Origin of the sequence: Pseudomonas sp. MWU13-2862 (assembly GCF_023242495.1) — a bacterium.
Taxonomy (GTDB): domain Bacteria; phylum Pseudomonadota; class Gammaproteobacteria; order Pseudomonadales; family Pseudomonadaceae; genus Aquipseudomonas; species Aquipseudomonas gingeri_D.
In genome coordinates this window covers 316,628-341,062 of sequence record NZ_JALMEZ010000002.1, presented here as the reverse complement: position 1 = coordinate 341,062, position 24,435 = coordinate 316,628, and the positions used below count along the sequence as shown (strand labels likewise).

The following is a 24,435-nucleotide window of genomic DNA, read 5'->3' as shown; positions in this document are numbered from 1 at the left end:
TCTTCCTTGAAAATGTCCCATAACGATTGTCCCTGCGCTTTTCCCTTCATGGCGTCGGGGTCGTCGAGGCGGGCGTCGGGCTGTTACCGGTGTTGATGACCGCCACCGCCGACGCCCCAAGGCGAAACGGCTGCAGGTCCGAGCCATTGACCCGGATGCGCACCGGAAAACGTTGTGAAACCCGGACCCAGTTGATCGACCGCGCGACCTTGGGCAAGCCGTTGACATCACTCCCGCCATCGTCCGGAAATACGCCAAAGCCGATCGAGTCGACATTGCCGCTGAATGTCCGACGGGTATCGCTCATCAGGTAGACGGTGGAGGCGTCGCCCGGGCGAATATTTTTCAGCTCGGTTTCGCGAAAATTCGCGACCACGAACCAATGCCCGGTGTCGATCAGGCTGAACACCGACTGGCCTGCCGAGGCGAACTGGCCGGCGGTGGTCTTGAGGCCGACCACACGGCCGTCGAACGGCGCGCGAACAGTGCTGTACTCGACGTTCAGTGCCGCCCGGGCGATCTGCGCTTCAATCACCGCCCGATGGGCCACCTGGGCATCGACGCCGCTGACCGCGGTGCTGGCCTGGCGCGCTTGCAGTTGGCTGACATTGAGTTGCGACAAGGCGCTGAGCCTGGAAGTTCGTGACTGGTCGATGGCTTCCGCGGAGATATAACCGTGGGACAGCAGGGCTTCCTGGCGCCTGAGGGTGTCGCCGCTTTGCTTGGCCTGGGCCTGGACCCGCTCGATTTCGGCATGGGCGGCCTCGGCGTTCAAGCGTTGGGCGGCGATCTGCCGTTCGTTCAGGCCGATCTGCCGATCCAGCTCCACCAGCGACGCCTTGGCCTCGTCCAGTGCCGCCTGGTAGGGCCGTGGATCGATGCGCATCAGCACATCGCCCTGATGGACCTGCTGGTTTTCCCGCACCGGCAACTCGACGATGCGCCCGCTGACCTGCGGGGTGACATTGACGGTATCGGCATAGGCGTAGGCGTCGTCGGTGCGCGGTTGCGCATCCAGCCGGGCGATCACCCAGAGCAGCAGGCCCAGGGCGGCAATGCAGAGGGCGGCAATGAGCAGTCGACGAGGAACCTGTGATGACGAATGTGTTTGCATGGGGAAACGCCCGGGTTAGAAAAAGACCAGCCAGCTCAACAGCGAAAAAACCAGGGCCAGCAGTGGGTAGCTCAGCACCCATGGCTGTAGCCATGGGGTACGCTGTGTCCTGAGCAGCACGGCCCTGACCAGAAGGGTCAGCAGGACGCCGGCGATCGCGCAAAACAGCCAGTCCGGGAAATACGCACCGACCACGCTGATCGACGGCGGTTGCTTGCAGCCGGCCAGTGCCAGGCAGGCCTGTGCGCCGGCCAGCACTTTTGCGCTGTCTGGCAGGCGTCTGTCCGGACGGGGGATACGGGGAGGGCGGGTGTTCATCTCGGTCGAGGCTTCTGGTCAAATGAGCAAAATGGAGAGCGCCGCTGACGGTTAGTGTCCGGATCGAAGCGGGCGAGTGTTGCGCGGTCTTGCGTTAGCAATAGTCTAGAGATGGCGTCTGGGGTGAACATGATCTGTTCGGCCATATTATTGATAGGGAGTGCACTGTGATCGACCTTGGGTTCCTTTTGGCGGAGTCGACGCGCGAGTGAATAATCAACAGCGTAGCATCAGCAGCGCGGTGATCATGGCCAAGGTCGGTGGTGAACGTGGCCTGTCGACCGTGGACTTTCTTGCCGGCTCCGGACTTGAGCCTGCGGACCTGGAAGCCCCGACCCATCTGGTTTCCTTCGAGCAGGAATTTCGCCTGATCCGTAACCTGCTCAAGCACTGTGGGTGCGTCACAGGCCTGGGCCTGGAAGTGGGTTCGCGCTACCGCTTCACTTCACTGGCCGCGCTGGGCTTTGCCCTGGTCAGCAGTTCCACGTTGCGCGATGCCTTTTCACTGATTCCGTATTACTCGGAGTTGAATGCCAGCCTGGTGCGCGTGGTGGTCGACGCCCAGGCGACGGACCTGCGGATCGAATGCGAAGAGAGCGATATCCCCCTGGATTTGCGCCCGTTTATCGTCGAGCGCTCCTTTGTCGCCGGATTGAAGATCGCCAGCGATCTGCTTGGACGCACGGCGATCCCTCGGGCCATCGAGTTCAGCTTTGCCGAGCCGGCCGATGTGGCGCTCTATCAGCAATTCACTGGTGTACGGCCGCACTTCAATGCGCCGAAAAGTGCCCTGGTCTTCAGCCAGGCCGACGCGGATATCCTGCTGGCGTTGGCCGATCCCCTGGCGCTGCATATCGCCCATGACCAGTGTCGCCGAGGTTTGCCGGTCGGGCCGAAGAGCGCCGGGTTGGCCGGGCGGGTGCGCGAGTTGCTGGCCGCGCAGCCGGCCGCCATGCCGGCGATGGGGCCGCTGGCTATCACTTTGTGCATGTCGGTGCGGACCTTGCGGCGCCGCTTGCAGGAGGAGGGCGCGACCTATCTCGGCTTGTGCGACGAAGTGCGCCAGGCCATGGCCGAACGTTTGCTGACGGGCTCGCGCCTGCAGATCGAGCAGATTGCCGAGACGTTGGGGTATTCGGAATCCGCCAGCTTTATCCATGCGTTCAAGCGCTGGACGGGGGAATCGCCCCATGTCTTCCGGCGGGCCCGGGCTCAGTCGCGTTCCGAGTAGGGGTTGGATGGGGTGCCGCCGGGCGCCTGCCGTCGCTTTTGGGCAGAGCGCACTATAATTAATCAGCGTCTGTGTGGCGGTGGCGCGTACTCCACAGCCGCGCCCCGGGTATGAACAGTACGTCTGAAGACTCGACAGAGGGTTCTGCCATGAAAAACCATTCCTTGCAGCATTACTCCCACGATCTGGGCATGGCCGTGCACGACACGTGGACCACCGCCCGGGTCAAATCCGCCCTGGCCATGGCGGACTCCGCGCAAAGCCTGCATATCCATGTGAAAACCCATGCCGGTACGGTGTCGTTGAGTGGCCGGGTGCTGACCCATCGCCAGTGCGAGCAGGTCATTGATCGGGTCCGCGCGGTGCCTGGGGTGCTCGACGTCGATGCCCGCGAGCTGCTGACCCATGTATTCATGCCCGCGAGCTCCATGCAAGCGCCCGATGCCGAAGAGGCCAATGAGTACCGGCCGCCGTTGCCACGGCGTGAGGATGATCAATAACACTCTCGGTATATCAGCGGCAGGGCTGGCGGTTGTCAGTCGGCCCTGCCGGGATGCGCCCCAGCGTCAGCTCTGGACGTGACACCTGGCAGGCTACGGCTCCTCAGACCTGGGGGCAGGTTTGTGTCGAACGCTGGACGCGAGCGCCCAGGCGGTAATGAGCTCCACCAGTACGGCCGACAAGATACCCGGCCCCGCATGACCCGCCCACAGTTCCCCCACACCCAACACCGCCAGGACGCCGCCGGTCACGGCGAAGCCATCGGCTACCGCCGTTCTGGCAACTGAGGGCGGGGCGCTGCGCAACCGCGCCAGCATCAGGGCGATGCCCAGGAATAGTGCGGCCGAGCGCCGCGCCACCAAACCGGTTGCCTCGGTGTAGCCGACATTCCAGCTTTGCAGCAGAAGTTCTGGCACCCACATCCAGATCAGGGCCAGTGCCAGGCACAATGCACAAACCCATGTACAGACGGTATGAAATCGAAGTGTCATTTTATTGGGCGGCCGATTCGCCTCGGAGTGGAACAGACCTCGAATATATCCGTGCAATCCGGCGCCGTATTGAATGTTTCGGACAAACTGGAGGGGGCCTAAGCCCAGATGCGGTAGACCCAGAAGCTTTCATGGTCCAGGCAGCGTTTCAATTCATCCGGACTGAATCCGGTGTAGCGTCGGAACTCTCGGCACAGATGGGGTTGATCGGAGAAACCGCTGTCAGCAGCCAGCTTGGACCATGCTGGCGCGACACCCGATGCGACTGGATTCGCCGCCAGTAGCACTTCTTCGATCCGACCCAGGCCACGCAGTTGCCGTAGCGTCTGGCCGGTCCAGCTCTTGATCCGCCTGTCGACCTGTCGTTCGCTCTGGCCTCGGCCTTGAACGGTTGCGCGCAGGGCCACATCGCTGGACCAGGCTGCCAGGCGATGTGCACGGGCCATTGCCGCCGAGTAAGGGGGCGCGGTAGTCACTGAGTCGTGGCTCTGCGTGGCTGTCGCCGATTGGGCCGCCGCCCAGCGCGGCCCCAGGAATTCCTCGATCAACCTGACCCGCGCCCCATCATCCGAGGCCGTCAGTACCGCGTGTGCCATGTCCTGCCAGTCTGAATCGAACAGTGAGGCGAACGGGCTGTAACAGTTGATGTGCGGCCTGATCTCCAGGCCGGTGAGTGCCTGTATGGCATCGGGATAGATCAGCAGCGTGAAGAAATGAACCTCGTTTCCGTTGTCGCTGAACGAGGGGCGCGTGTGTGGGCCTGAAAATGCAACGGGCAAGGACGTGCATTTGTCGGGCACGCGAGAATCCTGCCCGCGGATAACCCAAACGATGACGCAGGTAGAGGTGGGTGGGAAGTGATTGCGACGCTCCTCGGGAGTCAGGGCGGCGATTTCGCGGGTGCTGCGCGATAGATAGGCTCGGATGCAGCCGGTGAGGGCTGAATGAGGGGCGTACAAGGCGCTGTGAGTCGAGCCAAGTTTGCCCTGTACTTCTCTGACCGGCCGAGTTTCATCTGTCATCGATTCAGACTAACACACGCGGCGCGCTGGTCAGAGTTGCGCACCACCAGTAACACCGGTGTCCGCTGTGGGGGCTTTGGAGCGGGACCGTTGATTTTATGCGTCAAATAGCAACCGGTTTCGATCCGGGCTTCTATGATGATTTGATCCCACAAGAAACTTGTCCCTTGAGCCTGGCGATCTTGTCCGGCTCGTGGGAATGAATCCTCTGTAAGCCACGGACGAGCCTATGATCTCTTCTCCAGCCTGGATCATCTGCGAGCATTGCGATTCGGTGTACACAGCCGTACCGCTGGCCAAAGGGCAGACTGCGCGTTGTGTCCGTTGCTCGGCCATTCTGGCCCGTGGCGGCCAACTCAGCCTTCAACAACTCCTCGCGCTGTCCATCAGCGCGGCGCTGCTTTTTGTTTTCGCCAATGCGTTTCCGGTGATCTCCATCAGCCTGCAAGGCCTGAGTAACCAGGCGACGCTGTGGCAGTCCGTGGAAGCCCTGGCACAGGGACAAATCAGCGTAATAGCGGCCGTGGCGGGACTGGCGATCATCCTTGCGCCTATGCTGCAAATCATCTTGTTGTGCTGGGTACTCAGTTTTGCCCTGGTCGGGCGCGCGGCTCCCGGCTTCAAGATCTGTATGCGAACCCTGGAGCAATTGCGTCCCTGGAGCATGCTCGAAGTGTGTTTGCTGGGGATTCTGGTGGCCATCATCAAACTGGCCGGCATGCTCGATGTGCATCCGGGACTCGGGTTGTGGGCACTGGCCATGCTGACGGTGTTGATCATCCTGATTTCGGGCAAAGGTATCCGTCGGCTGTGGCAAGACCTGGAGGGCGTTATTCCGTGAGCAGGCCGCCCTATGCCAGCGAAATGAATCTGGCCCTGTGTCACACCTGCGGGCAGGCCTGCCCATTGGCGGACGCGAGCTGCTCCCGCTGTGACGCCCGGCTGCATCGACGCAAACCCGATAGCCTGGCCCGCACCTGGGCACTGCTGCTGGCCAGCATGATCTGCTACATCCCGGCCAACCTCATGCCGGTGATGTACACCGACATCTTTGGCAGTGGCAGTGAAAACACCATTTTCAGCGGGATCATGGAGTTCTGGCAGGCAGGCGAGTGGGACCTGGCGCTGTTGATCTTCATTGCCAGCGTGGCGGTGCCGTGCATGAAGTTTCTGGTGCTGGGTACGCTGCTGATTACCTGTCAACGCCGCAGTCGCTGGGCCATGCGTGAGCGCTCCAAACTCTATCGGTTGATCGAAGTGGTGGGTTACTGGTCCATGCTTGATGTGCTGGTGGTGGCCCTGATCGCCGCCCTGGTGCAGTTTCGCTCTCTGAGTACCATCGATCCGCGGATGGGCATCCTGTTCTTTGGCCTGGTGGTGGTACTGACGATGTTCGCCGCCATGAGTTTTGATCCCCGGCTTATCTGGGACGCAGAGGTTGAAAATGCCTGACTACCCAAGTTCTGCCGTTACGCCGGTTCCAGGCAGCCCCGAGGTCAAGCGTCGGCGCTTCAACGTATCGCTGGTGTGGCTGGTGCCGATTGTCGCGGCGCTGATCGGGTTGTCGATGGTGGTGCATAACGCCAGGCAGGCGGGGCCGCAGATCACCGTGAGCTTTCTGACGGCTGAAGGGCTGGAAGTCAACAAGACCCAGGTCAAATACAAGAACGTGGTGATCGGCAAAGTGACGTCGATTGCCTTGGCAGACGATCGCAGCCACGTCGAGACCACCCTTGACCTGGACGCCTCCGCCAAGTCGTTTGCCACCGATGACTCGCGGTTCTGGGTAGTGCGCCCGCGCATCGGCGCTAACGGTGTCTCGGGGATCGGTACACTGCTGTCCGGCGCTTTCATCGGCGCCGATGCCGGTGAATCGGAGAAGAGCAAAAAGGACTTCATCGGCCTGGAGACCCCACCGCCCATCACCTACGGTCAGAAGGGCAAGCGTTACACCTTGTACACCGACAATCTCGGCTCGCTGGATATCGGCTCCAACGTCTACTACCGCCGCATTCCGGTTGGCGAGGTGGTGTCCTACAAACTCTCGGAGGACGGTAAAGGTGTCGAGGTGGAGATCTTCGTCCACGCGCCAAACGACCAATTCGTGACGAGCGATACGCGCTTCTGGAATGCCAGTGGCGTTGATATCAGCCTGAGCGCCGACGGCCTGAAGGTGAACACTGAGTCCGTGACCTCGATTCTCGCCGGAGGGATAGCCTTTGTTGAACCCAAATACAGTCCCAATCCTCAGCAGGCTGAAGAACGGGCGCGGTTTACGCTGTTCAAGGATCAGGACACCGCCATGGCGCCCGCCGATGGCGAGCCGCGCTACTTCCGCATGCGTTTCGATCAGCCCCTGCGCGGCCTGGTGGTCAATGCACCGGTGGATTTTCACGGGGTGACCCTTGGCCGAGTAGTGTCAGTAGATCTGGATTATGACGAGGTCAAGAAAGACTTCCCCACCCTAGTAGGGGCCGTGATTTACCCGAACAGGCTGGGTAAGGCCCATGAAAAAATATTGAAGCTTCGGGGTGGGGACGATGAAACCCAAGGTGCGCAATTGATGGCCGAACTCGTCTCGCGAGGGCTCAGGGCGCAGGCCCGGAACGGCAACCTGCTCACCGGACAACTCTACATCGCCCTGGATTTCGACCCTGGTGCGAAACCTGTGACATTCGACGTGGCGGCACGGCCGCTGGAGATTCCGACGATACCGGGCAGCCTGGACAAACTTCAGGAGCAATTGCAAAGCGTGGTCGACAAGATCAGCAAGCTGCCGATCGAGCAGATTGCTGGAAACCTCAATGGTAGCCTCGGCGAACTGCAGAAAACCCTGAAAAAGGTCAATGGCGAAGTTTTGCCGCAAGTGCGCGATACCCTGGCCGAGACCCGGAAAACCGCGGCCTCGGCCAATGACAGCCTTTCCGAAGACTCACCGCAGCGCCAGCAGTTGGGCCGGACGATGGAAGAGCTCCAGCGTACTGCTCGCTCGGTGCGGGTGCTGAGCGATTTCCTGGGGCGGCACCCCGAGGCACTGATTCGTGGACGCCTCAAAGAAAACCAGCCCGATCGCTATCAATCCTCGCCGTCCACCTCTCGGGACATTGACCAGGAATGAACACCATGACCCGTCGCTTCCTGGCCGTTTTCACCACCTTGGGCCTGGCGGCCTGCAGCTCGGCGCCGACCCACTACTACACGCTGGTGCCGACGGCGACAGATAGCACAGTGCGCACGAATGTAGCCGCGCCAGCCTTCCAGTTCGAGATGCTGCCCGTGCGCATACCGGTCCAGGTCGACCAGCCACAAGTGGTTGTTCGCCAGGGCAGCGGAGCCTTGACGATCCTCGAAACCTCGCGCTGGAGCGCGCCATTGGCCGACGAGTTCCATGACGCCCTGGCCGGGCAGATGGAACTCAAACTGGGTATCCGAGATCTGGCGGGCTTACCCAAGGCCCAGGGCCTTGCGACACTCTTTCTGCAAACCGACGTCCGACGTTTCGACTCACTGCCGGGTCGGTACGCCTTGATCGATGTGGTCTGGAGTATCAGCCTGCGCGGCGACGGCGAGAAACGTCGCAGCCTGACGTGCAGCAGCGTCATCCGTCAATCGGCCGGCCCGCAGGTACAGGACCTGGTGCTGGCCCATCAGCAGGCCATCGGGCAGTTGGCGAGCATTATTGCTGGCGCCGCGCGCAGCTGGTCGACACTTCAGGACACAGGGTGCCCTTAGGGGAAAGGCCGACAATCTGTGGCTACACTCGTTCCTGCCACATTGATTCGCAAATGACGTGGTCGGCTTGCCTGAAGGAACAATCAAACCCAAAAGTGAGGAACACATGAACACGGTCCGTAAATGCCTGTTAGGTGTTGCATTCGGTAGCCTGTTGCTAGGTGGCTGTACCTCGAAAATCACCGAGAAGTCGCAGTACTCCGGCTTCTTGTCCAACTACAACAACTTGCAGGAAGTTACTACCAGCAGCGGCCAGAAGGCGATGCGCTGGGTCATCCCCTCCTGGAACCCGAACGCCTACGATACGGTCGCGTTCAAGCAACTGGATCTCTACCCGGCACCTCGGCCCGACGATAGGGTCAATCTCAAGACCCTTGAAGAGTTGCAGGCGTACATGACCAACAACGCCAAAAGCGTCCTCGGCCAGAAATACCGGATCGTACCGAACGCTCAATCTGCGCCTGTCGGTTCGCGCACGCTGATCATGCGTGCTGCCATCACTGGTGTTACGGCGTCGAACGAAGGCATGCGCTGGTATGAAATCGTTCCGGTCGCCGCCGTCGTCGGCGGCGTGACTGCCGCCACGGGCCATCGCGACCAGAGCACCGAACTTTACATCGAAGCCGAACTGATCGATGGGAGCAGCGGCCAGACTGTGGCCAAAGTGGTGCGTAAAGTCTTTGGTGAAACCCTGAGAAATTCGAGCCAAGCCGTCACCACCAATGACTTTAAAGTGGCGATCAGGGCTCTAGGCAGCGACTTGCAGGCGTTTATCCGATAACGCCGGGCACCCTGCGAGGGTTTTGCTCTCGCAGGGTGAATCTGCTTCAAGCCTCGGCAGCCGTGCCACGGCGTTTCTGCCGCTCGGACTCCAGCCAGATCACCAGCGCCAGCAGGCTGCCACCGGCTATCAGCAAACTCATCAGCCAGCCCAGGGTCTCGGCGATCTGGGTGAAGAACAGCGTATAGAACTGGATGATGAAGAAGGTCGAGCCATAGCCCACCAACATGCCGAAACGCAAGCGAATCCCCAGCGCCAGAATCCCCAGGCTGACCAGCGCCCAGAGCACGTTATACATCACCAGTTCTCCGGTATCGGCCAGGTGCCAGGGGCCATCGATCAGCTCGTAGCTGCCAAACAGCGACAGTAGCCACAGGGACATTTCGCCGACAAACAAACCGCAGGAAATCCACACCTTGGCAAAGCCGCCATAACGTCCCAGCCACCCGGCCTCGCCGCGCAGATGCACCACGCCCGCCGCGATCAACGCGACCGCAGCGCCGAGAAAACGTAGCGGGTAGTTCATGCCGAACCAGTAGGCGCCCCAGCCGGACTGATAGCCGCTGCGCCCGCCAAACCAGACAAAGAACAGCACGCTGCACAGGGTCAACAGCAAGACGTTGTTCAGGGCGTAACTGAGGACCAGCAGTATCAGCAGATCGACCAGCAGCAGCGCCGGCCAGTTGCCCGAACCGTCCGAATAGATCATGCCCAGCACAAAACTGGTGCCGATCAAGGCAAAACCACCGAGCAACTCAAGGGTGCCGCCCAACAGTTTCAGCTGCCTGCCGATCAGCCAGCGCCCGCCAACAAACAGTCCCAGGGTTACCAGCGCCAGGCTGACGGCCAGTTTCGGCAAGGTGAATTCCAGGTGTTCGCGCAGAAACAGCAGCAACCCCGCCGCCAGGCTGATCGCGCCAAAGGTCAGGAACCAGCGGCCCAGCGAGCGCCAGTCCCAGCGCGTCAGTACATAACGCTCGCCAATGCGGGCGTGCTGGTCGATGTCGATCTGGCCGTCTCGCAGCCATTGATCCAGTGCGTTGTGCACCTGTTGATTACGCTGATCCGGGCTCATTGTGCTGCTCCCTTGACGCGCAGGGCCATGCGTTCAAATGACCAGCCCAGTAACAGGCCGATGATCCCGGCCACCGCGAAAAACGTTGCAATGCCCAGGCGGTCCCAGGAGTACTCATAAAAGCGGGTGTACAGGTCGATGCCCAGGAACACCACGGCGAAACCGGTAAAGCTCGGATGCTTGAAGCGCGCGCCGACCACCAGTTGCCCGATGGCTACCAGGGTAAACAGCAGGGTCCATATCCGCGTGTCGCTGCCCAGATCATCGAGGCTGAGAAACCAGAGGGAGCAGTTGAGGTAGAGCAGCCCGAAGATCACATAAAGCCGGCCAAATCCGCAGAAACGGCGCAATTGGCGCTCCTCGGCCAACTGGTGGCCTAAACCCAATACCGCCGCCAGCGCGGCAATCACGGCCATCGAACGCGGGTCCTGGATATCGAAAAAATAACCGCCGTGCCCGACGTACCGGCCCCACGCGCCCAGCCCATGGAATGCACACAGCAGTCCCAGGAGAAGCGGCCAGCGTAGACGATAACGGTAGGCGGTGAGGGCGCTCAGCAGCGCGGTGACCAGCAGCGCCAACGGTAGATTGCCATACTCGCCCACGTCATTATCTGAAGTGCCCAGCAACAGGCTGGCGCCGATCAGGATCAGGCCGATGGTCAGGATCGCCACACCGGTAACCGGCGTGCGCTGGGCCGGATCGCGGGCCATGCGCACACCGCCCCACCACAAGCCGGCCCCGGCAAAGAAGAACAGCACGGCGCCGACCGTCACCGACTGGCTGAACAGGCTCAAGCCCCCCAGCACCGCCATGCCGATCAGCAGGACCGCGCCGATCCCCAGCCATTGCAGGACGTTGGATAACAGCTGGCCCGGTTGTTCGTAGGGTGCGCTCAGGCGCTTGCGGGCTTCGGCATCGATCAGGCCGCGGTGATGCCAGTCGGCAATTTCGTGAACCAGCAGCTGCTTTGTTGTTTTTCTCATGGTGTCCAGAGGTCCGTGACGTGAAAAATCCGAATGGCCTACAGAACATTAGTGTCATTCTCAACGCGCGGCGTCACATTTTGAAAACCGAACGCCTGTCAGCCTTGCACATGGCACCTGACCCGCTGCGGCTCCTCTCCCAGCAAGGCCTGCGGCTTTTCACAGCCGGCAGTACACAAGCTGCACCTTTCACGAAAGAAACAGCCCTCTGGAAGGCGCCGGTTCCCCGGCAGTTCGGTCGGCGCCGCCACCTGTTCCGCCTGCAGGGGCACGCCGAGTCGCGGCACCGCTTCGAGCAGCAGGCGGGTGTAGGGGTGACGTGGCTGCTCCAGCACCTGGGCGGCGCTGCCCAGTTCGACGATCTGTCCCAGGTACATCACCGCCACCCGGTCGGCCATATGCCGCACGACCGACACGTTATGGGAAATCAGGATGTAGGTCAGGTTGCGGGCGCGTTGCAGCTCCGCCAGCAGGTTGAGGATCTGCGCCTGAACCGAGATATCCAGGGCTGAGGTCGGTTCGTCGAGGACAATGATGTCCGGGTCTGAAGAGAGGGCGCGGGCAATCGCGATCCGCTGGCGCTGGCCACCGGAAAACTGATGGGGGAAGCGGTCGAGGTATTCCGCACGTATGCCCACCTGGGCCGCGACCCGGGCCGCGATATCACGCATTTGCCCACGCGGTGCATGACCCCGGGCGTACAGCGGCTCGGTGATGATTTTCCAGATCGGCAGGCGCGGATCTAGAGAGGATTGCGGGTCCTGGAACACGATCTGGACATTGCTGCTGCCTTTGCCGTCGGTGCGAGCGGCCCAGTTCAGTGCGCCGCTGCTCGGTGCCAGCAACCCCATCAGCAGTTGGGCCAGGGTGCTTTTGCCGCAGCCCGACTCGCCGACGATACCCAGGGTTTCGCCGGCCCTGACTTGCAGGTCGATACCGTTCAGGGCGTGGGCGTAACCCCGTGGTCGGCCCAGCCAGTCGTTGCTCACCGGGAAACGTACGCGCACGTCGTCCAGCCGGAGAATCTCGGGGGCCATGTCGGTCACGGCGTGAATCACGGCACTGTTCATCACGAAAGCTCCTTGACCGGTAACCAGCACGCACTTTTGCGTTGCTCATTACCGTTGATGGGGTTGAGGCTCGGACGCTGGGCGCAGATCGGCATGCTGTGGGCGCAGCGTTCCGCGAAGGTGCAGCCGACGGGCAGGGCGGCCAGGTTCGGTACTTGCCCGGGAATGGTCATCAGTGGCAGCCCCGGCTCGACCATCTCGGGCAGGCCGCTGAGCAGCCCCCGGGTATAAGGGTGCTGCGGGTTGTTCATCACATCGGCGGTGAGGCCCTGCTCGACCACGGCCCCGGTGTACATCACATAAACCCGGTCGCAGAACTGCGAGACCAGGGCCATGTCATGGGTGATCAGCAAAATGGCGGTGCCTTTCTGCCGGGCTTTCTCCCTGAGCAGCAACAGCACCTGGCGTTGTACGGTGACGTCGAGGGCGGTGGTCGGTTCGTCGGCGATCAGCAGTTGCGGTTCGCAGGAGAACGCCAGCGCGATCATCACCCGCTGGCGCATGCCGCCGGACAGCTCGAACGGATAGCTCTCCAGGACTTGCTCAGGACTGGCGATATGCATGTCATGCAGCAGCGCGATGGCCTTGAGACGGGCCTCGGCCGCGCTGATCTTCTGGTGATGGATGATCACGTCGAGCATTTGCCGGCCGATGCGTCGGGTCGGGTTCAGGGCGGTCATCGGCTCCTGGAAAATCATCGCGGCATCGCGGCCGCGGATCTGCAGCAGCTCCTTCTCGGAGGCCGCCAGCATGTCGCGATCAAGCATGCTCAAGCTGCCGGCGGTAATGCGATAACTGCGTTCGGGCAGCAGGCGCATGCTGAGCATCGCGGTGACCGACTTGCCCGAGCCGGACTCGCCGACCACGCCGACGATTTCGCCGGGATTGACGTGCAGGGTGACGCCATTCAAGGCCTTGACGTTGTTCTTGTAGGCCGGGAATTCCAGGCTCAGGTTGTCGATGGCCAATACGGGGGTGGAGGTCGGCATGGTCATTTCCCCTGTTGCCGTGGGTCGAGCAGATCGCGCACGCCATCGCCCAGCAGGTTGAAACCGGTGGCGGTGATCAGGATCGCCAGGCCGGGAAAGGTCGAATACCACCAGTTATCGAGGATGTAGTTGCGCCCGGTGGCGACCATCGCGCCCCATTCGGCGGTCGGTTGCTGTGCCCCGAGGCCGATAAAGCCCAGGGCCGAGGCCATGAGAATGGCGCTGCCGATATCCAGGCTCAGTTGCACCAGCAACGGTGGCATGGCGTTGCGCGCCACGTGCCAGTGGACCATGTGCCAGCGTCCGGCGCCGAAGGTCTGGGCGGCCTTGACGTAGCCCATCTGGCGGATGCTCAAGGCCTGGCCGCGGGCCAGCCGCACATAGGATGGAATCCGCACCAGGGTAATCGCCAGCATGGCGTTGAACAGGCTCGCGCCCAGCGCGGCGGCCAGGGCCATGATCAGCACCAGGGACGGCACCGACAGCATGATGTCCATCAGGCGCATGATCAGCGCGTCGAAACGCCCGCCGATCACCCCGGAAAAACAGCCCAGCAAACCACCGATCAAACAGGAAGCAAAGGCCACGAACAGGCCGACGCCCACCGATTGCTGGCTGCCGAACAAAACGCGGCTGAACAGGTCCCGGCCGACCTCATCGGTACCGAACCAATGTTCGGCGGACGGTGGCATCAGGCGCGCGCCGAGGTCCAGGGCATTGGGATCGTGGCTGGCCAGCCAGGGGGCGAAGATCATGCATAGCAGGACGATCAGGCTGATCGTGAGGCCGGCCATGGTCAGCGGGCTGCGGCGGACCTGATAGGCCAGGTAGGCGAGTTTCTCGCCCCAGCGCGGGCCGCGTGCGGCGGTCAGGGTCACGGACATTTCAATTCACCTCGCCGATGCGTGGATCGATCACGCGGTACAAAAGATCGATGGCCATGTTCAGCAGTACATAGATAAATGACACCAGGATCGCGAAGCCCATTACCGCCGGGAAGTCCAGCGACTGGATCGACTTGACCACATAGGCGCCCATGCCGGGCCAGGCAAATACGGTTTCGGTCAGGACGGCGCCATAGAGCAGGTCACCCAGGGTCAGGCCGAGCACGGTCACCGAAGGAATCAGCGCATTGGGCAGGGCGTGGCGCAGGATCACCGTCCAGCGCGACAGGCCATAGGCGCGGGCGGTGCGGATATAGTCCTCGGACAGTTGCTCCAGCATTGCCGAGCGAATCTGCCGGGCGACCACGCCGAGGGTCACGAAGCCCAGGGTCGCGGCCGGGAGAATCAGGTGTTGCAGCACATCGAGAAACAGCCCGCCGTCACCGGCAATCAGTGAGTCGATCAGGTAGAAACCGCTGAAGGTCGGTGGTGGTGCCAGTCCCTCGGACAAGCGGCCACCACCGGGCAGCCAGCCCAACTGGCCGTAGAACAGCACAATCGCCCCAAGCCCGAGCCAGAAGGCCGGGGTGGAAATACCGGTGACCGCGAGTGTCCGGGCGATCTGGTCAATGGCGCGGTTGTGATAGACCGCCGACAGCACCCCCAGCGGCACGCCCACCAGGATCGCCAACACCAGCGCCACCAGCGCCAGCTCCAGGGTGGCCGGGAAGAACGCCTGCAGGTCTTCGAGGACCGGGCGGTTGGTGCGGATCGAAGTCCCCAGGTCGCCGTGCAGCAGGTCCATCAGGTAACGGCCATATTGTTGATACAGCGGCAGGTCCAGGCCCAACTGGTGACGGATGCCCGCCACCAGCGCATCGCTGGCACGGTCGCCGGCGATCAGTCGGGCCGGGTCCCCGGGAATCAGGTGCGAAATTGCAAAGGTAATCAGCGAAACGCCGAACACGACCAATACCAGGCCGAGCAGGCGCTTGCGCAATAGAGTCAGGAAGGCCATTGGGCACCTCAGTCACAGCAACGACGAGAATCAGACGCCGCGCCAGCCGCGAACGACCGGCGCGGGGGAGCCGCTTTACTTGCTCATGCTGCCCAGGTTGAAGACCTGTTCGAGCATCGGGTTGAACACGTAGCCTTTGACCGAGTCACGCATCGGCAAGGTGTAGCTCTTCTGATAGAGGTAGGCGTAGACGCTGTCCTTGAGCACCATTTTCTGTGCGGTCTGGTACAGCTCGACGCGCTTGGCGGTGTCGCTGGTGGCGGCCGCTTCGCGGATCAGCTTGTCGACTTCGGGGTTGCTGTAGAACGAACGGTTGCCTTGCAGGCCCTGCATCTTCGAGTCGAACCAGAAGTTCATGAACATGTAGGGGTCGGCAAAGTCCGGGCTCCAGGCGCCCGAGGCAATGTCGTAATCGGCCTGGCCGACGCGCTCGCGCAGGGTCGCGTTGGCGAGTTTTTCCATCTTCAGGTTGATGCCCAGGGGGGCCAGTGCCGCTTGCAGCGTCAGGCCGATCGGTTCCCAGTTGGGATCCTTGTCCGAGTACATGTAGCTGAGGCTGGTGATCTTCTGCGGGGCCTTGGCCAAGCTGTCCTTGGCGGCGGCGAGGTCCTGTTTCACCGGTGGCAACGAGCTGTCGTAGGCCCACATGCCGTCCGGGATCGGCCCGTTCATCAGCTTGGCCTTGTCCTTGAGAATACCTTTGACGATGCCGTTGTAATCCACCGCCTGGGTAATCGCTCGACGGGCATCGACGCTGGCCAACGGACCCTTCTTGTTGTTCAGGTAGAGGTAGGTCACCCGCAACGACGGGAATTCCCGGACCACCACGCCGGACTTCTTGGCCAGCGCGCCGAGCTGGTCTTCGGGCATGTCTTCGATGATGTCCAGGTCACCGTGTTCCAGTTGCAGGCGACGCACGGAAGGCTCGGCGATGATCTTGACTACCACGGTTTTCAGCGCGGGCTTGGGCCCGGCGAAGTAGGTGTTCGGCTCCAGGGTCAGCGACTGGCCTTTCTGCCAGGTGCTCAGGCGGAAGGGGCCGGAACCCGCGGTGTGACTGGACAGCCAGGCATTGACGTCGGGTGTCTTGGTCACCACATCGGGGTTGATGATTGAGGCGCCGTTGTGGGCCAGGGTAAACAGGAAGGGTGCAAAGGGCGTCTTCAGGGTGAAACGGATGGTCTGCGGATCGACCACCGCCACCACCATATCCTCGGGGAAGGCCCCGGACGGCCCCTGCTTGAGGGTCATCAGGCGATCGAAGGAAAACTTCACCGCGGCGGCATCCACCGGGGCACCGTCATCGAACTTGTTGCCGGGTTTGATCTTGAATTCCCAGACCAGGTTGTCCGGGGAAACGGTCCAGCTTTCGGCCAGATCGCCCTGGACTTCGGTGCTGCTTTTATCGCCCTCGACCTTGTAACCGACCAGGCGCTGGTACGACGGATAGGTGATGGTCCAGTCGTTGTTGTCAAAGGTCACGGCCGGGTCGAGGGTCTGCGGGTCGGCGGGTTTGCCGATGACCAGCGTGTCCTTGGGCACCGCCGCGGTTGCGGCCTGCCAGGCGCCGAGGCTCAAGGCGCTGCACAGAACGCTCAGCAATAGTTTTCCGGTGCCGGGAAAGGGTTTGCGGGTCACGGTGTTCGTTGGGTTCATGCCGGTTTCCTTGATCATTCGATGTATGGAAGTTCGTCAGGTTTTTTATAAAAGCTATAACCGGGCAGTTGCAGGTGAAGCATCAATAACGCTGTTTTATTGTTGTTTTCAGCCGCACCTGAGGCGGGCTGCGCTGTGTCGCTTGCGAAACTCTGTGGTTTCGTCAGTGCTGGCGTTGCGGTTTGATTGGGGTTCTCAGGGCCGTGGTTTACACCTCCTCCAGCAGGGGGTAATCGTCGGCATTCGGTAGTTCGTAATGCCACCATTCGGTATCGATCGCCTGGAACCCGGCGCCGAGCATGATCCCCAGCAACAGCAGGCGATTGCGTTGCACGTCGGCGGGCAGGTCGGGGTAGAACTGATGGGAGCGCTCTTCCATGGCGTCGAAAGCGGTACCCATGTCCAGCGGCTCGCCATCGGCGTCCACCAGGGTCAGGTCCACGGCCACGCCACGGCTGTGGTGCGAACCCAGGTGCGGGTCGCGCACGTAGTCGTTGTTCGGCAAGGCTTCCCATAGCAGGTATTGGGCGTAGGGCGGGCGGTAGGCGTCATAGATGCGCAGGGTCAATCCGGCCAGGCGCGCCAGGTAGCTGGCCTTGTTCAAACAGTCGGCGGCTTGACGATGCAGCAGGCAACGGGCAGTCGGGTAGATCACTTTTCCAGCCAGGTTGTCCGCGCTGGCGTAGATCAGGTCGATTTGCACCTGATAACGCTGGGCATCGATCTCTACAAGGGGGCTGTTGTTCACGCAAACACTCCAGTTGGGATTCGCAGAGGCGGTGGGTCAGCCTTCGAACTGGCCGAAGGCTTTTTGCAATTGGCGGTTCTTGGCCAGGCGTTCATCGAGGCGTTCGCCGTACTTCTCCGCGACGGCCGAGACCACCAGGTTCAACAGGCAGGCCAGCGGAGCGGGGGAGTCCCAGAACTGCCCGACATCGGTTTTCAGCTGCAACAGATCCAGCGGGTAGTCCCGGGCCCAGGGGCATTGCAGGTCGGTGATCAGGGCCAGGGGCAGGTTGTTTTCCAGCGCCGCGTCACAGAAGGTCTGGGTCACGCTGGAGTAGGCGCGGAAGTCGGCAATGATCGCGTAGGGATTGGCGAAGCCGGAGTTCAGGGTTTCCGCGTAGATGCCGGAGAGGCCGTCGACGTAGTAGACCTTGGGGCGAATGTATTCGAGGTGGCTATGGAACGCGGTGAGAATCCCGCGGGTCGACTGGATCCCGAGAATGAACACAGCATCGGCTTCATGGATACGTTGCACGATCTTGCCAAAGGCTTCGCTGCGGGCCAGGCCATAGGCGTGCTGGATGGCTTCGATTTCGCGAGTCATGGAGCGGTCGAGCGCGTCGTCCTGGTTGGTTTCGGCGCGAAAGGCGGCAATCCGGTCAGTGATCAGCCATGAGCTCGGCGCTTCTCCGCGCAGGCTTTTTTTCACTTCATCAAGGTTGCGGTAGCCCAGGGAGCGCAAAAAGCGCCCCACGGAAATCCCGGTGGTGGAGGCTTGCTGCGCGATGCTGTCGGCCGACTCGAACGGCAGTTGCTCCGGATTGCCCAGCAGATAGCTGGCGATGCGCTTGCCGGTGGGGGTCAGGCTGGAGAACTGTTGCTCCAGTAACAGAAGAAAGCTGTTCTTTTCCGTGGACATATCGGCGCGCCGGGATTGTTATGTTTATGTCATTTTGTGTTTCGTTGTTATAAACATAACATCGGCTTTCGAAGCAACACAACGCCTTTTTCAGACGATCTCACAGGGGGGCAGCCAGGTTTTGTATGCAGACGGGGCCGATGGCCCCGTCCGGGAACAGCGATTACTCGGTTTTCGCTGCCATCAAGGCATTCAGTTCGCCGTAGGTATGGGCTTTCAACGCGTGGGTGTCGAGCTGGCCATTGTCCAGGAAGCTGCGGACCAGTGTACCCATGGCGCCATGCAGGAACTCGGCGATGCTGGAGCCCGCGCTCAGGCGTCTGACCCCCAGGCGCTGCAATTCGGCGGGGGAAGCCAGCCCGTCCCGGGACAGCAGGTTGACCGGCAGCCGGGTGGCCCGGCAGATGGCGGCAATTTCGTTCGAGTCGACCACACCCGCGGCAAACAGCCCGTCGGCCCCGGCGCCGGCATAGAGTGCGGCGCGTTTGAGCAGTTCTTCAAGACGCTGCTCGACGGGGAACAGGTTTTTCAGGTAGACGTCGGTGCGTACGTTGATGAACAGCTTGACGCCCGTCTGGTTCGCCACCTTTCTCGCCACATCGATCTTGCGCACCAGCAACTCTGGCGAGCCGAGGCCGTCTTCGATATTGATCCCGACCGCCCCGGCGGCGATCACGGCGTTGATCACCCGGCCGACCTGCTCCAGGTCATCCGAGTAGCCGGCTTCGATATCCACCGTGAGCGGGACGCTGAGCACCCGTGCCATGGACTTGACGGTGGTGCTCAGCAGGTCGAGAGGCAACTGGTTGCCATCCTGGTAGCCATGGGACCAGGCCATGGCGGCGCTGCTGGTGGCCACGGCCTTGCCGCCGAGGCGTTCGACGATGCGCGCACCGCCCGCATCGGCCACGTTGGCCAGGACCAGTAGTCCATTCTGATGCAGGCTGTGAAAAGCGTTATCCAGTGCGGTCATGACCATTCAACTCCTTTGAAAGTTATATTTTTTGATGACAAGGGACGGCGTCGCAGGGGCCGGTTATTACAACGATTCGATAGACTGAAGGTTCGCTACGAATAAGAGAATATGTCCCGGCAAACAGGGGCAGGGGAAAACCCTGTTTCAGGGATAGGCCGATAACGGAATTATCTTTGAGTCATACACTTCGCGAAGTGTGATGGATGTTCTGATTTGCGTAATACACGGAATTTTGCGCAGGGTTTTTTCAATGAATACGGTATATAAGGCAATGCTTTTGCAGACGATTTTTACCAGGAAGTCATAGTCGCCCGTCACGTTGTAAAGGGCCACGACTTCCGGGCACAAGGTGATTTTCTCTTCCAGCTTGCGGGTCACCTCTTCGGTATGCGAATCGACAGAAAGATGAACGAAGGCGGTGACTTCGAAGCCCAGGGCTTCCTTGTTGAGCATGGCTTGATAGCCTTGGATGAAACCCTCTTCCTCAAGGCGTTTCAGACGGCGCCAGCACGGTGTCTCACTCATGGAAAGAACTTCCGCAAGTTTCGATGTGGTGGTAAGGCAATTAGCCTGCATGATACTCAAGATTTTTAAATCTATTGCATCAAGCGCCATAGAGTTCTTTTTCAAAACAGAATCCTTTCTAGATTGCATCGGCAAGTACAACGTCCATCTTCATTACGATGCCATTGATTTTTAGGTGATGCAATTTTTTTTCAGACGGGCGGGCAGGCGCCGGCCGGAAGTGATCCTGAATGTCACTTGGAGGTTACAAAATGTCGCCCAAACAACCGTTGAAGTCATGGGGCGAATAGAGAAGGTAAGGGGGGATGCGCTGTTAACACGAGTTGTTGATACAGAGTGGTAATACCAGGGACACACTTGTGGCCCTGGGGTTCGATGATTGACGGACGCGGGGATCAGGCCTGCGCGCCGCTGGCGCTCATCCCGCCGGCAGCAGCCGTTGCGCTTTGACGGCTCGCGGAGCGGGCCAGAAGCGGAGTGGCGATGCCGGCCAGGGCAAAGACGATCGCCAAGCCGATCCAGCCGGTGGAGCCGCCTTCCACGACAGCGATGGGCAGGATCCCGGGGAACACGACGGTCATCAGATTCGCTCCCAGGGCATAGACGCTCAGGTAGTAGGCGCGATTTTCCGCCGGCGACAAGTAATACGAAATGCCCCACGCACCCGCGCATTGCCATAGTTCGCCAAACGTCATCACCACACAGGCGAACAACAGGATGCCGGCAACCAGGTAGGAGGGTTGCTCCGCCGTGGTGAAGGCCACCAGCGCGCAGGAAAGCGCCAGTGTGGCCCCGGCGTACAAGTGCTTGCGGGCTGCATAGATCACCTCATTGCCGCGCTTGCTGAAGTGCAGTTGCAGGGTAATCGCCATGATGCCATTGACCACCAGGATGATACCGATCAATGACTTCGGTGCCTGGGTCTTGGTCAGCAACCACAAGGGAATGGCAATGGTCATGACCGCCTGATGCAACGACAGGATGCCATTGCACAGTGACAGCGAGAGGAAGTTCAGGTTCTTCAGCGGGTGCGCGGGCGGCGTCACGCGCTGGGTTTGTGCCGGTTCCTTGGGGGCGGAGTGAGGCAGCTTGGCGGTGACCAGCAGGATCGCGGAAATCAGGAACGCCAGGGCGTTGGCGATCAGCAGGCCAATCACCCCGCCCGGACCGCTGGTGAAGCTGACCACGATGGAAAACACCCCGGCGGCCAGCATGTAGGCGACGTTCCTGACGATCGCCACCTTGGACATCGTCTTCACATAGGCGTCCGCCTTGACCGCCGAACCCACCAGCGACTGGATGATGGGCCAGACGGCCTGCTCTACGCAGCCGATAAAGCAGGCGATCAGCAGGAAGGTGTAGAACTCGTTGACGAAGGGATAGATCAGAAAGCCGATCATCCGCCAGACCTGCAGGAAAGCCAGGACCCGCGCGGCGCCCAGGCGATCAGCCAGGCGGCCGATGGGTACCGCGCAGACCAGGCCGCAGAGGCCGGCCAGGGCCAGGCCGATGCCGACCTGGACGTTACTCAGGCCTACGACCTGGGTATAGAAAAAGGTCGCGCCGGCGAGAAAAAGCCCGCGGCCGGCGGCATCGACGAAGGCGATAAGCAGGAGCAGCAGGGAGGCTCGGTCGTCTGAAATGGGTGCCTTGGCAGAGACGTGATTGCGCACGGACATCAGGCTATTCCTTTAGATAAAAACCTGCGCGCCCTCCAGAATCCGACAGATGCCTGACGGGGCAGGAAGGCAGGGCACGGGTTGAACATTGCCATGCCTGGCGGAGGGCGAACCCCTCCGCGGGGCAACCGACTCAAGCCTGCAAGCGTTGCCGCAGGCTCAAGGGACGCATGTCGGTCCAGACTTCCTTGATGTGCTCCAGGCACTCGGACTTGCTTCCACGCTTGCCCTCCAGGCGCCACCCACCCGGCAGCGGCAGGTCGGCCGCCCAGATGGAGTATTGCTCTTCAGCGTTGGCGACGACCAGGTAAACGCCCTGGTCTTTATCTTCAGTGGTCATGGTTGCACTACCTTGGGATTGAAAGTGGTCGTTAGATTTTTCTGATAATCAGCATGTACATCTGGCCGTGCAGGTCTGGAAATTTGGCCTTGAAGGCCAGGTCCATATCCAGCAGATTCCTGATTCGGTCCGGGCCGTCCTGTTGCAGGTCGAGTTCATAACCCAGGGATTCCGGGAACAGGCCCACGCCCCTGATTTCCTCGACGACAAAGCCTTGCGCGGCGGCAATCCGGCTGACGTCGGCGCGGCTGATGGCGTTCTGACGCATCAACTCCTTCTGTTCGTGGGAGTAGATGGAGAGGTAGGTCAGGTGCGGGCATTCGATGTCCCAGGTCGAGATGACGCAGAACCCGCCGGGCACCAGGCAGCGATGGATTTCCGACATGACGGTGGGGAAGTCTTCCCGGGGGAAGTGTGCCGCGGTGCCCATCATGCAGGTGATGAGGTCGAACTGGGTGCTCTCGAACGGCAGGGCCCGGGCGTCGCCCTGGTGGAAGTTGGGGTTGAGTGCGCCGTTGCTTTTCTGCCGGGCGTATTCCACCGCCATGGGTTCCAGGTCGACGCCAAAGGCCTGGATGCCTTGCTGGGCCAGCAGGGTCGGGTAGCGGCCGGTGGCGGCGCCGATATCCAGGCTTTTTCCGAACGGACCATAGTGCTTGATGCAGTCGAGCATGTTGACCAGTTCCAGGGATTTTTTCGCCTCGTCTTCAGGGACGGAACAGTCATAGCGCATATACGCGGCCACGTCGTAGTCGAGCTTGGCATCGGCGACCTTGTCGACGCTGTCGAGGGCGAACTCGGCGATGATCGACAGCAGGCGCTGGCGGTGCTCGGCCACCGACGTCAGCTCCGTGGTCCGCGGGTGCGCGGCCGTGTCTGGCTGGGCAAGGTCGAAACCGCGCTGCGAGACCGGGCTGAGCAGTTCGAGGATCAGGCTGCCATACCAGTCCTTGTCTTCGGCGCCGGTCTGGGCCGTGAGCACTGAAGGCTGGTTGTTGAGGTTCTGCAGCCTGGCGCAGACATCCAGGTAATTGGGGTTGAGGGTAAACACCACCTCGTAGTACTTCTGGGCTTCGGTGATGGAACCTTGTTCCTCATGGATGCGGCCCAGGGTGTAGAGGGTTTTTTTCGCCTCTTCGGTGACGGTCAGTTCCCGTGCCCGACGGAACGCGGACTTGGCCGCGAACGGCAGGCCGGCCTTGAGAAAGCTTTCTCCGGCCAGGGTGAAACTCTTCAGTTTCATCCGTTCATCCTGGCCGGCCCAGGTGAAGTGCCGCGCGGCCTGGTGCCATTCCTGGCGCTGCTGGTGAGCTTGGGCCAGGAGGAAATGACTGGTGTAGTGCTTGGGAAAGAGTTGCACGTCTTCGCTGAGCAGCTTGATGATGAGCTCTTCCAGGTGCTCCTGGCCCAGCTTCAACGAGCCTTCATTCAGCCAGTTCACGGCATATTCGGTCAGGCCCGTCTGGCTCAGGCTGGCGAGGGTTTCGCTGACCGCGAAACGTTGTTCCGCGACACTGTCCAGGTGCTCGGCGCCGGATTGCAGGACGCTGATATGTTCGTTGTAGGCATCGTGGGCGTGGTTGGCGAGCAGTTTGACCGTGCCGTCGGTGCAGCCTGAAACAATGATCGAGCCGTTTTCCGAAATGGCCAACGCCCAGACCTCGCCATCCACTTGCCGGGACCAGAGCGGTTTGCCGTGGTGGTTGAGCAGATGGATCTTGCCGTCCAGCGAGCCGATGGCCGCCGTGCCGCCCTGGGAGAGCGCGACGCTGGAAGTCCGGGCGTATTGCTCCTGCCCACTGAGCACACGGTCCTTGAACGCCAGCAAGCGGTCGCAATGGCCCGAGTCTTGCGGATGCGGGTCGCGGGTCTGGCTGAACTGATAGGTGTTCTCCACCCGTGTGACGATGTGGCGCGTCTGGTTTTTGCAGAGGATGGTCAGGCGCGCACCATCAGCCGAAAGAGTGACGCTGTAGACCGGCGACTCCAGGACGGCGTTGAACAGCTCCTTGCCGTGGGCATCGAAGAGATAGGCCGTGCCGGTCCCATCCAGGGGCCGCTGGGTACCCACCGCGACGTGATGCGTGGAAGCGATCGCCGTGGCGGTGACGTCATCGGCAAACCGATGGGACCAGTGCAACTCGCCCTCACGGGACAGCACCGTCAGGTGGCGGTTCTTACAGGCAACGGCGAGCAGCTCGACGTCCGCCGTGATCGACAGGCTGACGACCGCGGAACCGAAGTGCCGGCTCCAGAGTTCGCTGTAAGGGGTTTCCAGGAAAAGCGGGGTCGGATGAGCGACTTCGCTCAAGCCGTGGGCCATGATGGCGGAGGTTCTTTGCACTCTGGTCGGGGTGTAGACATCGGCGTTGAAGTTGGTCATGGAATTTCCTTATCAAACC

At 61.3% G+C, this 24,435-nt stretch carries 25 protein-coding genes; 7 read left to right on the top strand and 18 right to left on the bottom strand.

From position 1 onward, the window contains the following. Positions 1 to 46: 46 nt before the first annotated feature. On the bottom strand, positions 47 to 1,114 hold the full coding sequence (gene mdtN, locus M5C56_RS04920; RefSeq protein ID WP_103494275.1) for a multidrug transporter subunit MdtN: 1,068 nt from the start codon (positions 1,112 to 1,114) through the stop codon (positions 47 to 49). Positions 1,115 to 1,129: 15 nt separating this feature from the next. Continuing rightward, on the bottom strand, positions 1,130 to 1,432 hold the full coding sequence (locus M5C56_RS04915; RefSeq protein WP_103494276.1) for a YtcA family lipoprotein: 303 nt from the start codon (positions 1,430 to 1,432) through the stop codon (positions 1,130 to 1,132). 208 nt (positions 1,433 to 1,640) lie between these two features. Between M5C56_RS04915 and M5C56_RS04910 the strand changes: the two genes are divergently transcribed. Together M5C56_RS04910 and M5C56_RS04905 are read left to right on the top strand one after the other, a co-directional pair. Continuing rightward, the gene (locus M5C56_RS04910) at positions 1,641 to 2,663 is read left to right on the top strand and encodes an AraC family transcriptional regulator (protein WP_103494277.1); all 1,023 of its coding nucleotides are present in this window, start codon (positions 1,641 to 1,643) and stop codon (positions 2,661 to 2,663) included. Between the two features lie 149 nt (positions 2,664 to 2,812). Further along, entirely contained in the window at positions 2,813 to 3,163 is a 351-nt protein-coding gene (locus M5C56_RS04905; RefSeq protein WP_103494278.1) for a BON domain-containing protein, read from the top strand. A 93-nt stretch (positions 3,164 to 3,256) separates the two neighbouring features. Here the strand turns inward: M5C56_RS04905 and M5C56_RS04900 are convergent, their stop codons facing one another. Both M5C56_RS04900 and M5C56_RS04895 read right to left on the bottom strand, forming a co-directional pair. Beyond that, positions 3,257 to 3,613, bottom strand: coding sequence for a hypothetical protein (locus tag M5C56_RS04900; protein ID WP_247263041.1), 357 nt, complete (start codon positions 3,611 to 3,613; stop codon positions 3,257 to 3,259). A 140-nt stretch (positions 3,614 to 3,753) separates the two neighbouring features. Then, on the bottom strand, positions 3,754 to 4,455 hold the full coding sequence (locus M5C56_RS04895) for an AraC family transcriptional regulator (RefSeq protein WP_103494280.1): 702 nt from the start codon (positions 4,453 to 4,455) through the stop codon (positions 3,754 to 3,756). A 451-nt stretch (positions 4,456 to 4,906) separates the two neighbouring features. Here M5C56_RS04895 and M5C56_RS04890 point away from each other — a divergent pair, with 451 nt between their 5' ends. The 5 genes from M5C56_RS04890 (at position 4,907) to M5C56_RS04870 (ending at position 9,190) form a co-directional block, all read left to right on the top strand. Next, positions 4,907 to 5,518, top strand: a complete 612-nt coding sequence (locus tag M5C56_RS04890; RefSeq protein ID WP_103494281.1) for a paraquat-inducible protein A — start codon at positions 4,907 to 4,909, stop codon at positions 5,516 to 5,518. After that, positions 5,515 to 6,129 carry a paraquat-inducible protein A gene (locus M5C56_RS04885; protein WP_103494282.1) on the top strand — a complete coding sequence of 205 codons (615 nt, stop codon included), beginning with the start codon at positions 5,515 to 5,517 and terminating at the stop codon, positions 6,127 to 6,129. The genes M5C56_RS04890 and M5C56_RS04885 overlap by 4 nt, the downstream gene beginning before the upstream one ends. Further along, positions 6,122 to 7,795, top strand: coding sequence for an MlaD family protein (locus tag M5C56_RS04880; protein ID WP_103494283.1), 1,674 nt, complete (start codon positions 6,122 to 6,124; stop codon positions 7,793 to 7,795). Before M5C56_RS04885 ends, M5C56_RS04880 begins: the two co-directional genes overlap by 8 nt. Before the next feature lie 5 nt (positions 7,796 to 7,800). Beyond that, positions 7,801 to 8,409 carry a PqiC family protein gene (locus tag M5C56_RS04875; RefSeq protein WP_103494284.1) on the top strand — a complete coding sequence of 203 codons (609 nt, stop codon included), beginning with the start codon at positions 7,801 to 7,803 and terminating at the stop codon, positions 8,407 to 8,409. 106 nt (positions 8,410 to 8,515) lie between these two features. Then, positions 8,516 to 9,190, top strand: coding sequence for a DUF3313 domain-containing protein (locus tag M5C56_RS04870; RefSeq protein ID WP_103494285.1), 675 nt, complete (start codon positions 8,516 to 8,518; stop codon positions 9,188 to 9,190). Between the two features lie 46 nt (positions 9,191 to 9,236). On the opposite strand, the gene M5C56_RS04865 is transcribed toward M5C56_RS04870, so the two are convergent. From M5C56_RS04865 to M5C56_RS04800, 14 genes are all read right to left on the bottom strand, one after another. Continuing rightward, positions 9,237 to 10,265, bottom strand: a complete 1,029-nt coding sequence (locus tag M5C56_RS04865) for a DUF2157 domain-containing protein (RefSeq protein WP_103494286.1) — start codon at positions 10,263 to 10,265, stop codon at positions 9,237 to 9,239. Then, complete coding sequence (locus M5C56_RS04860; RefSeq protein WP_103494287.1) at positions 10,262 to 11,251, bottom strand: DUF2157 domain-containing protein; 990 nt, start codon at positions 11,249 to 11,251, stop codon at positions 10,262 to 10,264. The genes M5C56_RS04865 and M5C56_RS04860 overlap by 4 nt, the downstream gene beginning before the upstream one ends. A gap of 98 nt (positions 11,252 to 11,349) precedes the next feature. Further along, positions 11,350 to 12,321, bottom strand: coding sequence for an ABC transporter ATP-binding protein (locus M5C56_RS04855; RefSeq protein WP_103494288.1), 972 nt, complete (start codon positions 12,319 to 12,321; stop codon positions 11,350 to 11,352). Continuing rightward, positions 12,321 to 13,310, bottom strand: coding sequence for an ABC transporter ATP-binding protein (locus M5C56_RS04850; RefSeq protein ID WP_103494289.1), 990 nt, complete (start codon positions 13,308 to 13,310; stop codon positions 12,321 to 12,323). The genes M5C56_RS04855 and M5C56_RS04850 overlap by 1 nt, the downstream gene beginning before the upstream one ends. A 2-nt stretch (positions 13,311 to 13,312) precedes the next feature. Beyond that, positions 13,313 to 14,194: a D,D-dipeptide ABC transporter permease gene (gene ddpC, locus M5C56_RS04845; RefSeq protein ID WP_103494290.1), complete on the bottom strand. Its 882-nt coding sequence runs from the start codon at positions 14,192 to 14,194 to the stop codon at positions 13,313 to 13,315. A 1-nt stretch (position 14,195) separates the two neighbouring features. Beyond that, the gene (locus tag M5C56_RS04840) at positions 14,196 to 15,212 is read right to left on the bottom strand and encodes an ABC transporter permease (RefSeq protein ID WP_103494291.1); all 1,017 of its coding nucleotides are present in this window, start codon (positions 15,210 to 15,212) and stop codon (positions 14,196 to 14,198) included. A gap of 75 nt (positions 15,213 to 15,287) precedes the next feature. Then, positions 15,288 to 16,868, bottom strand: a complete 1,581-nt coding sequence (locus M5C56_RS04835) for an ABC transporter substrate-binding protein (protein WP_103494292.1) — start codon at positions 16,866 to 16,868, stop codon at positions 15,288 to 15,290. Positions 16,869 to 17,076: 208 nt separating this feature from the next. Next, entirely contained in the window at positions 17,077 to 17,616 is a 540-nt protein-coding gene (ddpX, locus tag M5C56_RS04830; RefSeq protein WP_103494293.1) for a D-alanyl-D-alanine dipeptidase, read from the bottom strand. A gap of 36 nt (positions 17,617 to 17,652) precedes the next feature. Next, complete coding sequence (locus M5C56_RS04825; protein ID WP_103494294.1) at positions 17,653 to 18,513, bottom strand: MurR/RpiR family transcriptional regulator; 861 nt, start codon at positions 18,511 to 18,513, stop codon at positions 17,653 to 17,655. 163 nt (positions 18,514 to 18,676) lie between these two features. Further along, complete coding sequence (locus M5C56_RS04820) at positions 18,677 to 19,486, bottom strand: isocitrate lyase/phosphoenolpyruvate mutase family protein (protein ID WP_103494298.1); 810 nt, start codon at positions 19,484 to 19,486, stop codon at positions 18,677 to 18,679. A gap of 147 nt (positions 19,487 to 19,633) precedes the next feature. Then, the gene (locus M5C56_RS04815; RefSeq protein ID WP_177145813.1) at positions 19,634 to 20,119 is read right to left on the bottom strand and encodes an Lrp/AsnC family transcriptional regulator; all 486 of its coding nucleotides are present in this window, start codon (positions 20,117 to 20,119) and stop codon (positions 19,634 to 19,636) included. A gap of 290 nt (positions 20,120 to 20,409) precedes the next feature. After that, complete coding sequence (locus tag M5C56_RS04810; protein WP_103494295.1) at positions 20,410 to 21,693, bottom strand: MFS transporter; 1,284 nt, start codon at positions 21,691 to 21,693, stop codon at positions 20,410 to 20,412. Positions 21,694 to 21,826: 133 nt separating this feature from the next. Beyond that, positions 21,827 to 22,033 carry an MbtH family NRPS accessory protein gene (locus M5C56_RS04805; protein ID WP_103494296.1) on the bottom strand — a complete coding sequence of 69 codons (207 nt, stop codon included), beginning with the start codon at positions 22,031 to 22,033 and terminating at the stop codon, positions 21,827 to 21,829. A gap of 31 nt (positions 22,034 to 22,064) precedes the next feature. Beyond that, positions 22,065 to 24,416 (bottom strand): methyltransferase domain-containing protein, encoded by a 2,352-nt coding sequence (locus M5C56_RS04800; RefSeq protein WP_103494297.1) that lies wholly within the window; start codon positions 24,414 to 24,416, stop codon positions 22,065 to 22,067. Between the last annotated feature and the right edge of the window lie 19 nt (positions 24,417 to 24,435).

Excerpts from the sequence above, each read along its gene's own strand:
- mdtN (WP_103494275.1), bottom strand. The coding sequence starts at position 1,114 with ATGCAAACACATTCGTCATCACAGGTTCCTCGTCGACTGCTCATTGCC.
- M5C56_RS04915 (WP_103494276.1), bottom strand. The coding sequence starts at position 1,432 with ATGAACACCCGCCCTCCCCGTATCCCCCGTCCGGACAGACGCCTGCCA.
- M5C56_RS04905 (WP_103494278.1), top strand. The coding sequence starts at position 2,813 with ATGAAAAACCATTCCTTGCAGCATTACTCCCACGATCTGGGCATGGCC.
- M5C56_RS04890 (WP_103494281.1), top strand. The coding sequence starts at position 4,907 with ATGATCTCTTCTCCAGCCTGGATCATCTGCGAGCATTGCGATTCGGTG.
- M5C56_RS04880 (WP_103494283.1), top strand. The coding sequence starts at position 6,122 with ATGCCTGACTACCCAAGTTCTGCCGTTACGCCGGTTCCAGGCAGCCCC.
- M5C56_RS04875 (WP_103494284.1), top strand. The coding sequence starts at position 7,801 with ATGACCCGTCGCTTCCTGGCCGTTTTCACCACCTTGGGCCTGGCGGCC.
- M5C56_RS04870 (WP_103494285.1), top strand. The coding sequence starts at position 8,516 with ATGAACACGGTCCGTAAATGCCTGTTAGGTGTTGCATTCGGTAGCCTG.
- M5C56_RS04865 (WP_103494286.1), bottom strand. The coding sequence starts at position 10,265 with ATGAGCCCGGATCAGCGTAATCAACAGGTGCACAACGCACTGGATCAA.
- M5C56_RS04860 (WP_103494287.1), bottom strand. The coding sequence starts at position 11,251 with ATGAGAAAAACAACAAAGCAGCTGCTGGTTCACGAAATTGCCGACTGG.
- M5C56_RS04855 (WP_103494288.1), bottom strand. The coding sequence starts at position 12,321 with ATGAACAGTGCCGTGATTCACGCCGTGACCGACATGGCCCCCGAGATT.
- M5C56_RS04850 (WP_103494289.1), bottom strand. The coding sequence starts at position 13,310 with ATGCCGACCTCCACCCCCGTATTGGCCATCGACAACCTGAGCCTGGAA.
- ddpC (WP_103494290.1), bottom strand. The coding sequence starts at position 14,194 with ATGTCCGTGACCCTGACCGCCGCACGCGGCCCGCGCTGGGGCGAGAAA.
- M5C56_RS04840 (WP_103494291.1), bottom strand. The coding sequence starts at position 15,212 with ATGGCCTTCCTGACTCTATTGCGCAAGCGCCTGCTCGGCCTGGTATTG.
- M5C56_RS04835 (WP_103494292.1), bottom strand. The coding sequence starts at position 16,868 with ATGAACCCAACGAACACCGTGACCCGCAAACCCTTTCCCGGCACCGGA.
- M5C56_RS04825 (WP_103494294.1), bottom strand. The coding sequence starts at position 18,513 with ATGTCCACGGAAAAGAACAGCTTTCTTCTGTTACTGGAGCAACAGTTC.
- M5C56_RS04820 (WP_103494298.1), bottom strand. The coding sequence starts at position 19,486 with ATGACCGCACTGGATAACGCTTTTCACAGCCTGCATCAGAATGGACTA.
- M5C56_RS04810 (WP_103494295.1), bottom strand. The coding sequence starts at position 21,693 with ATGTCCGTGCGCAATCACGTCTCTGCCAAGGCACCCATTTCAGACGAC.
- M5C56_RS04805 (WP_103494296.1), bottom strand. The coding sequence starts at position 22,033 with ATGACCACTGAAGATAAAGACCAGGGCGTTTACCTGGTCGTCGCCAAC.
- M5C56_RS04800 (WP_103494297.1), bottom strand. The coding sequence starts at position 24,416 with ATGACCAACTTCAACGCCGATGTCTACACCCCGACCAGAGTGCAAAGA.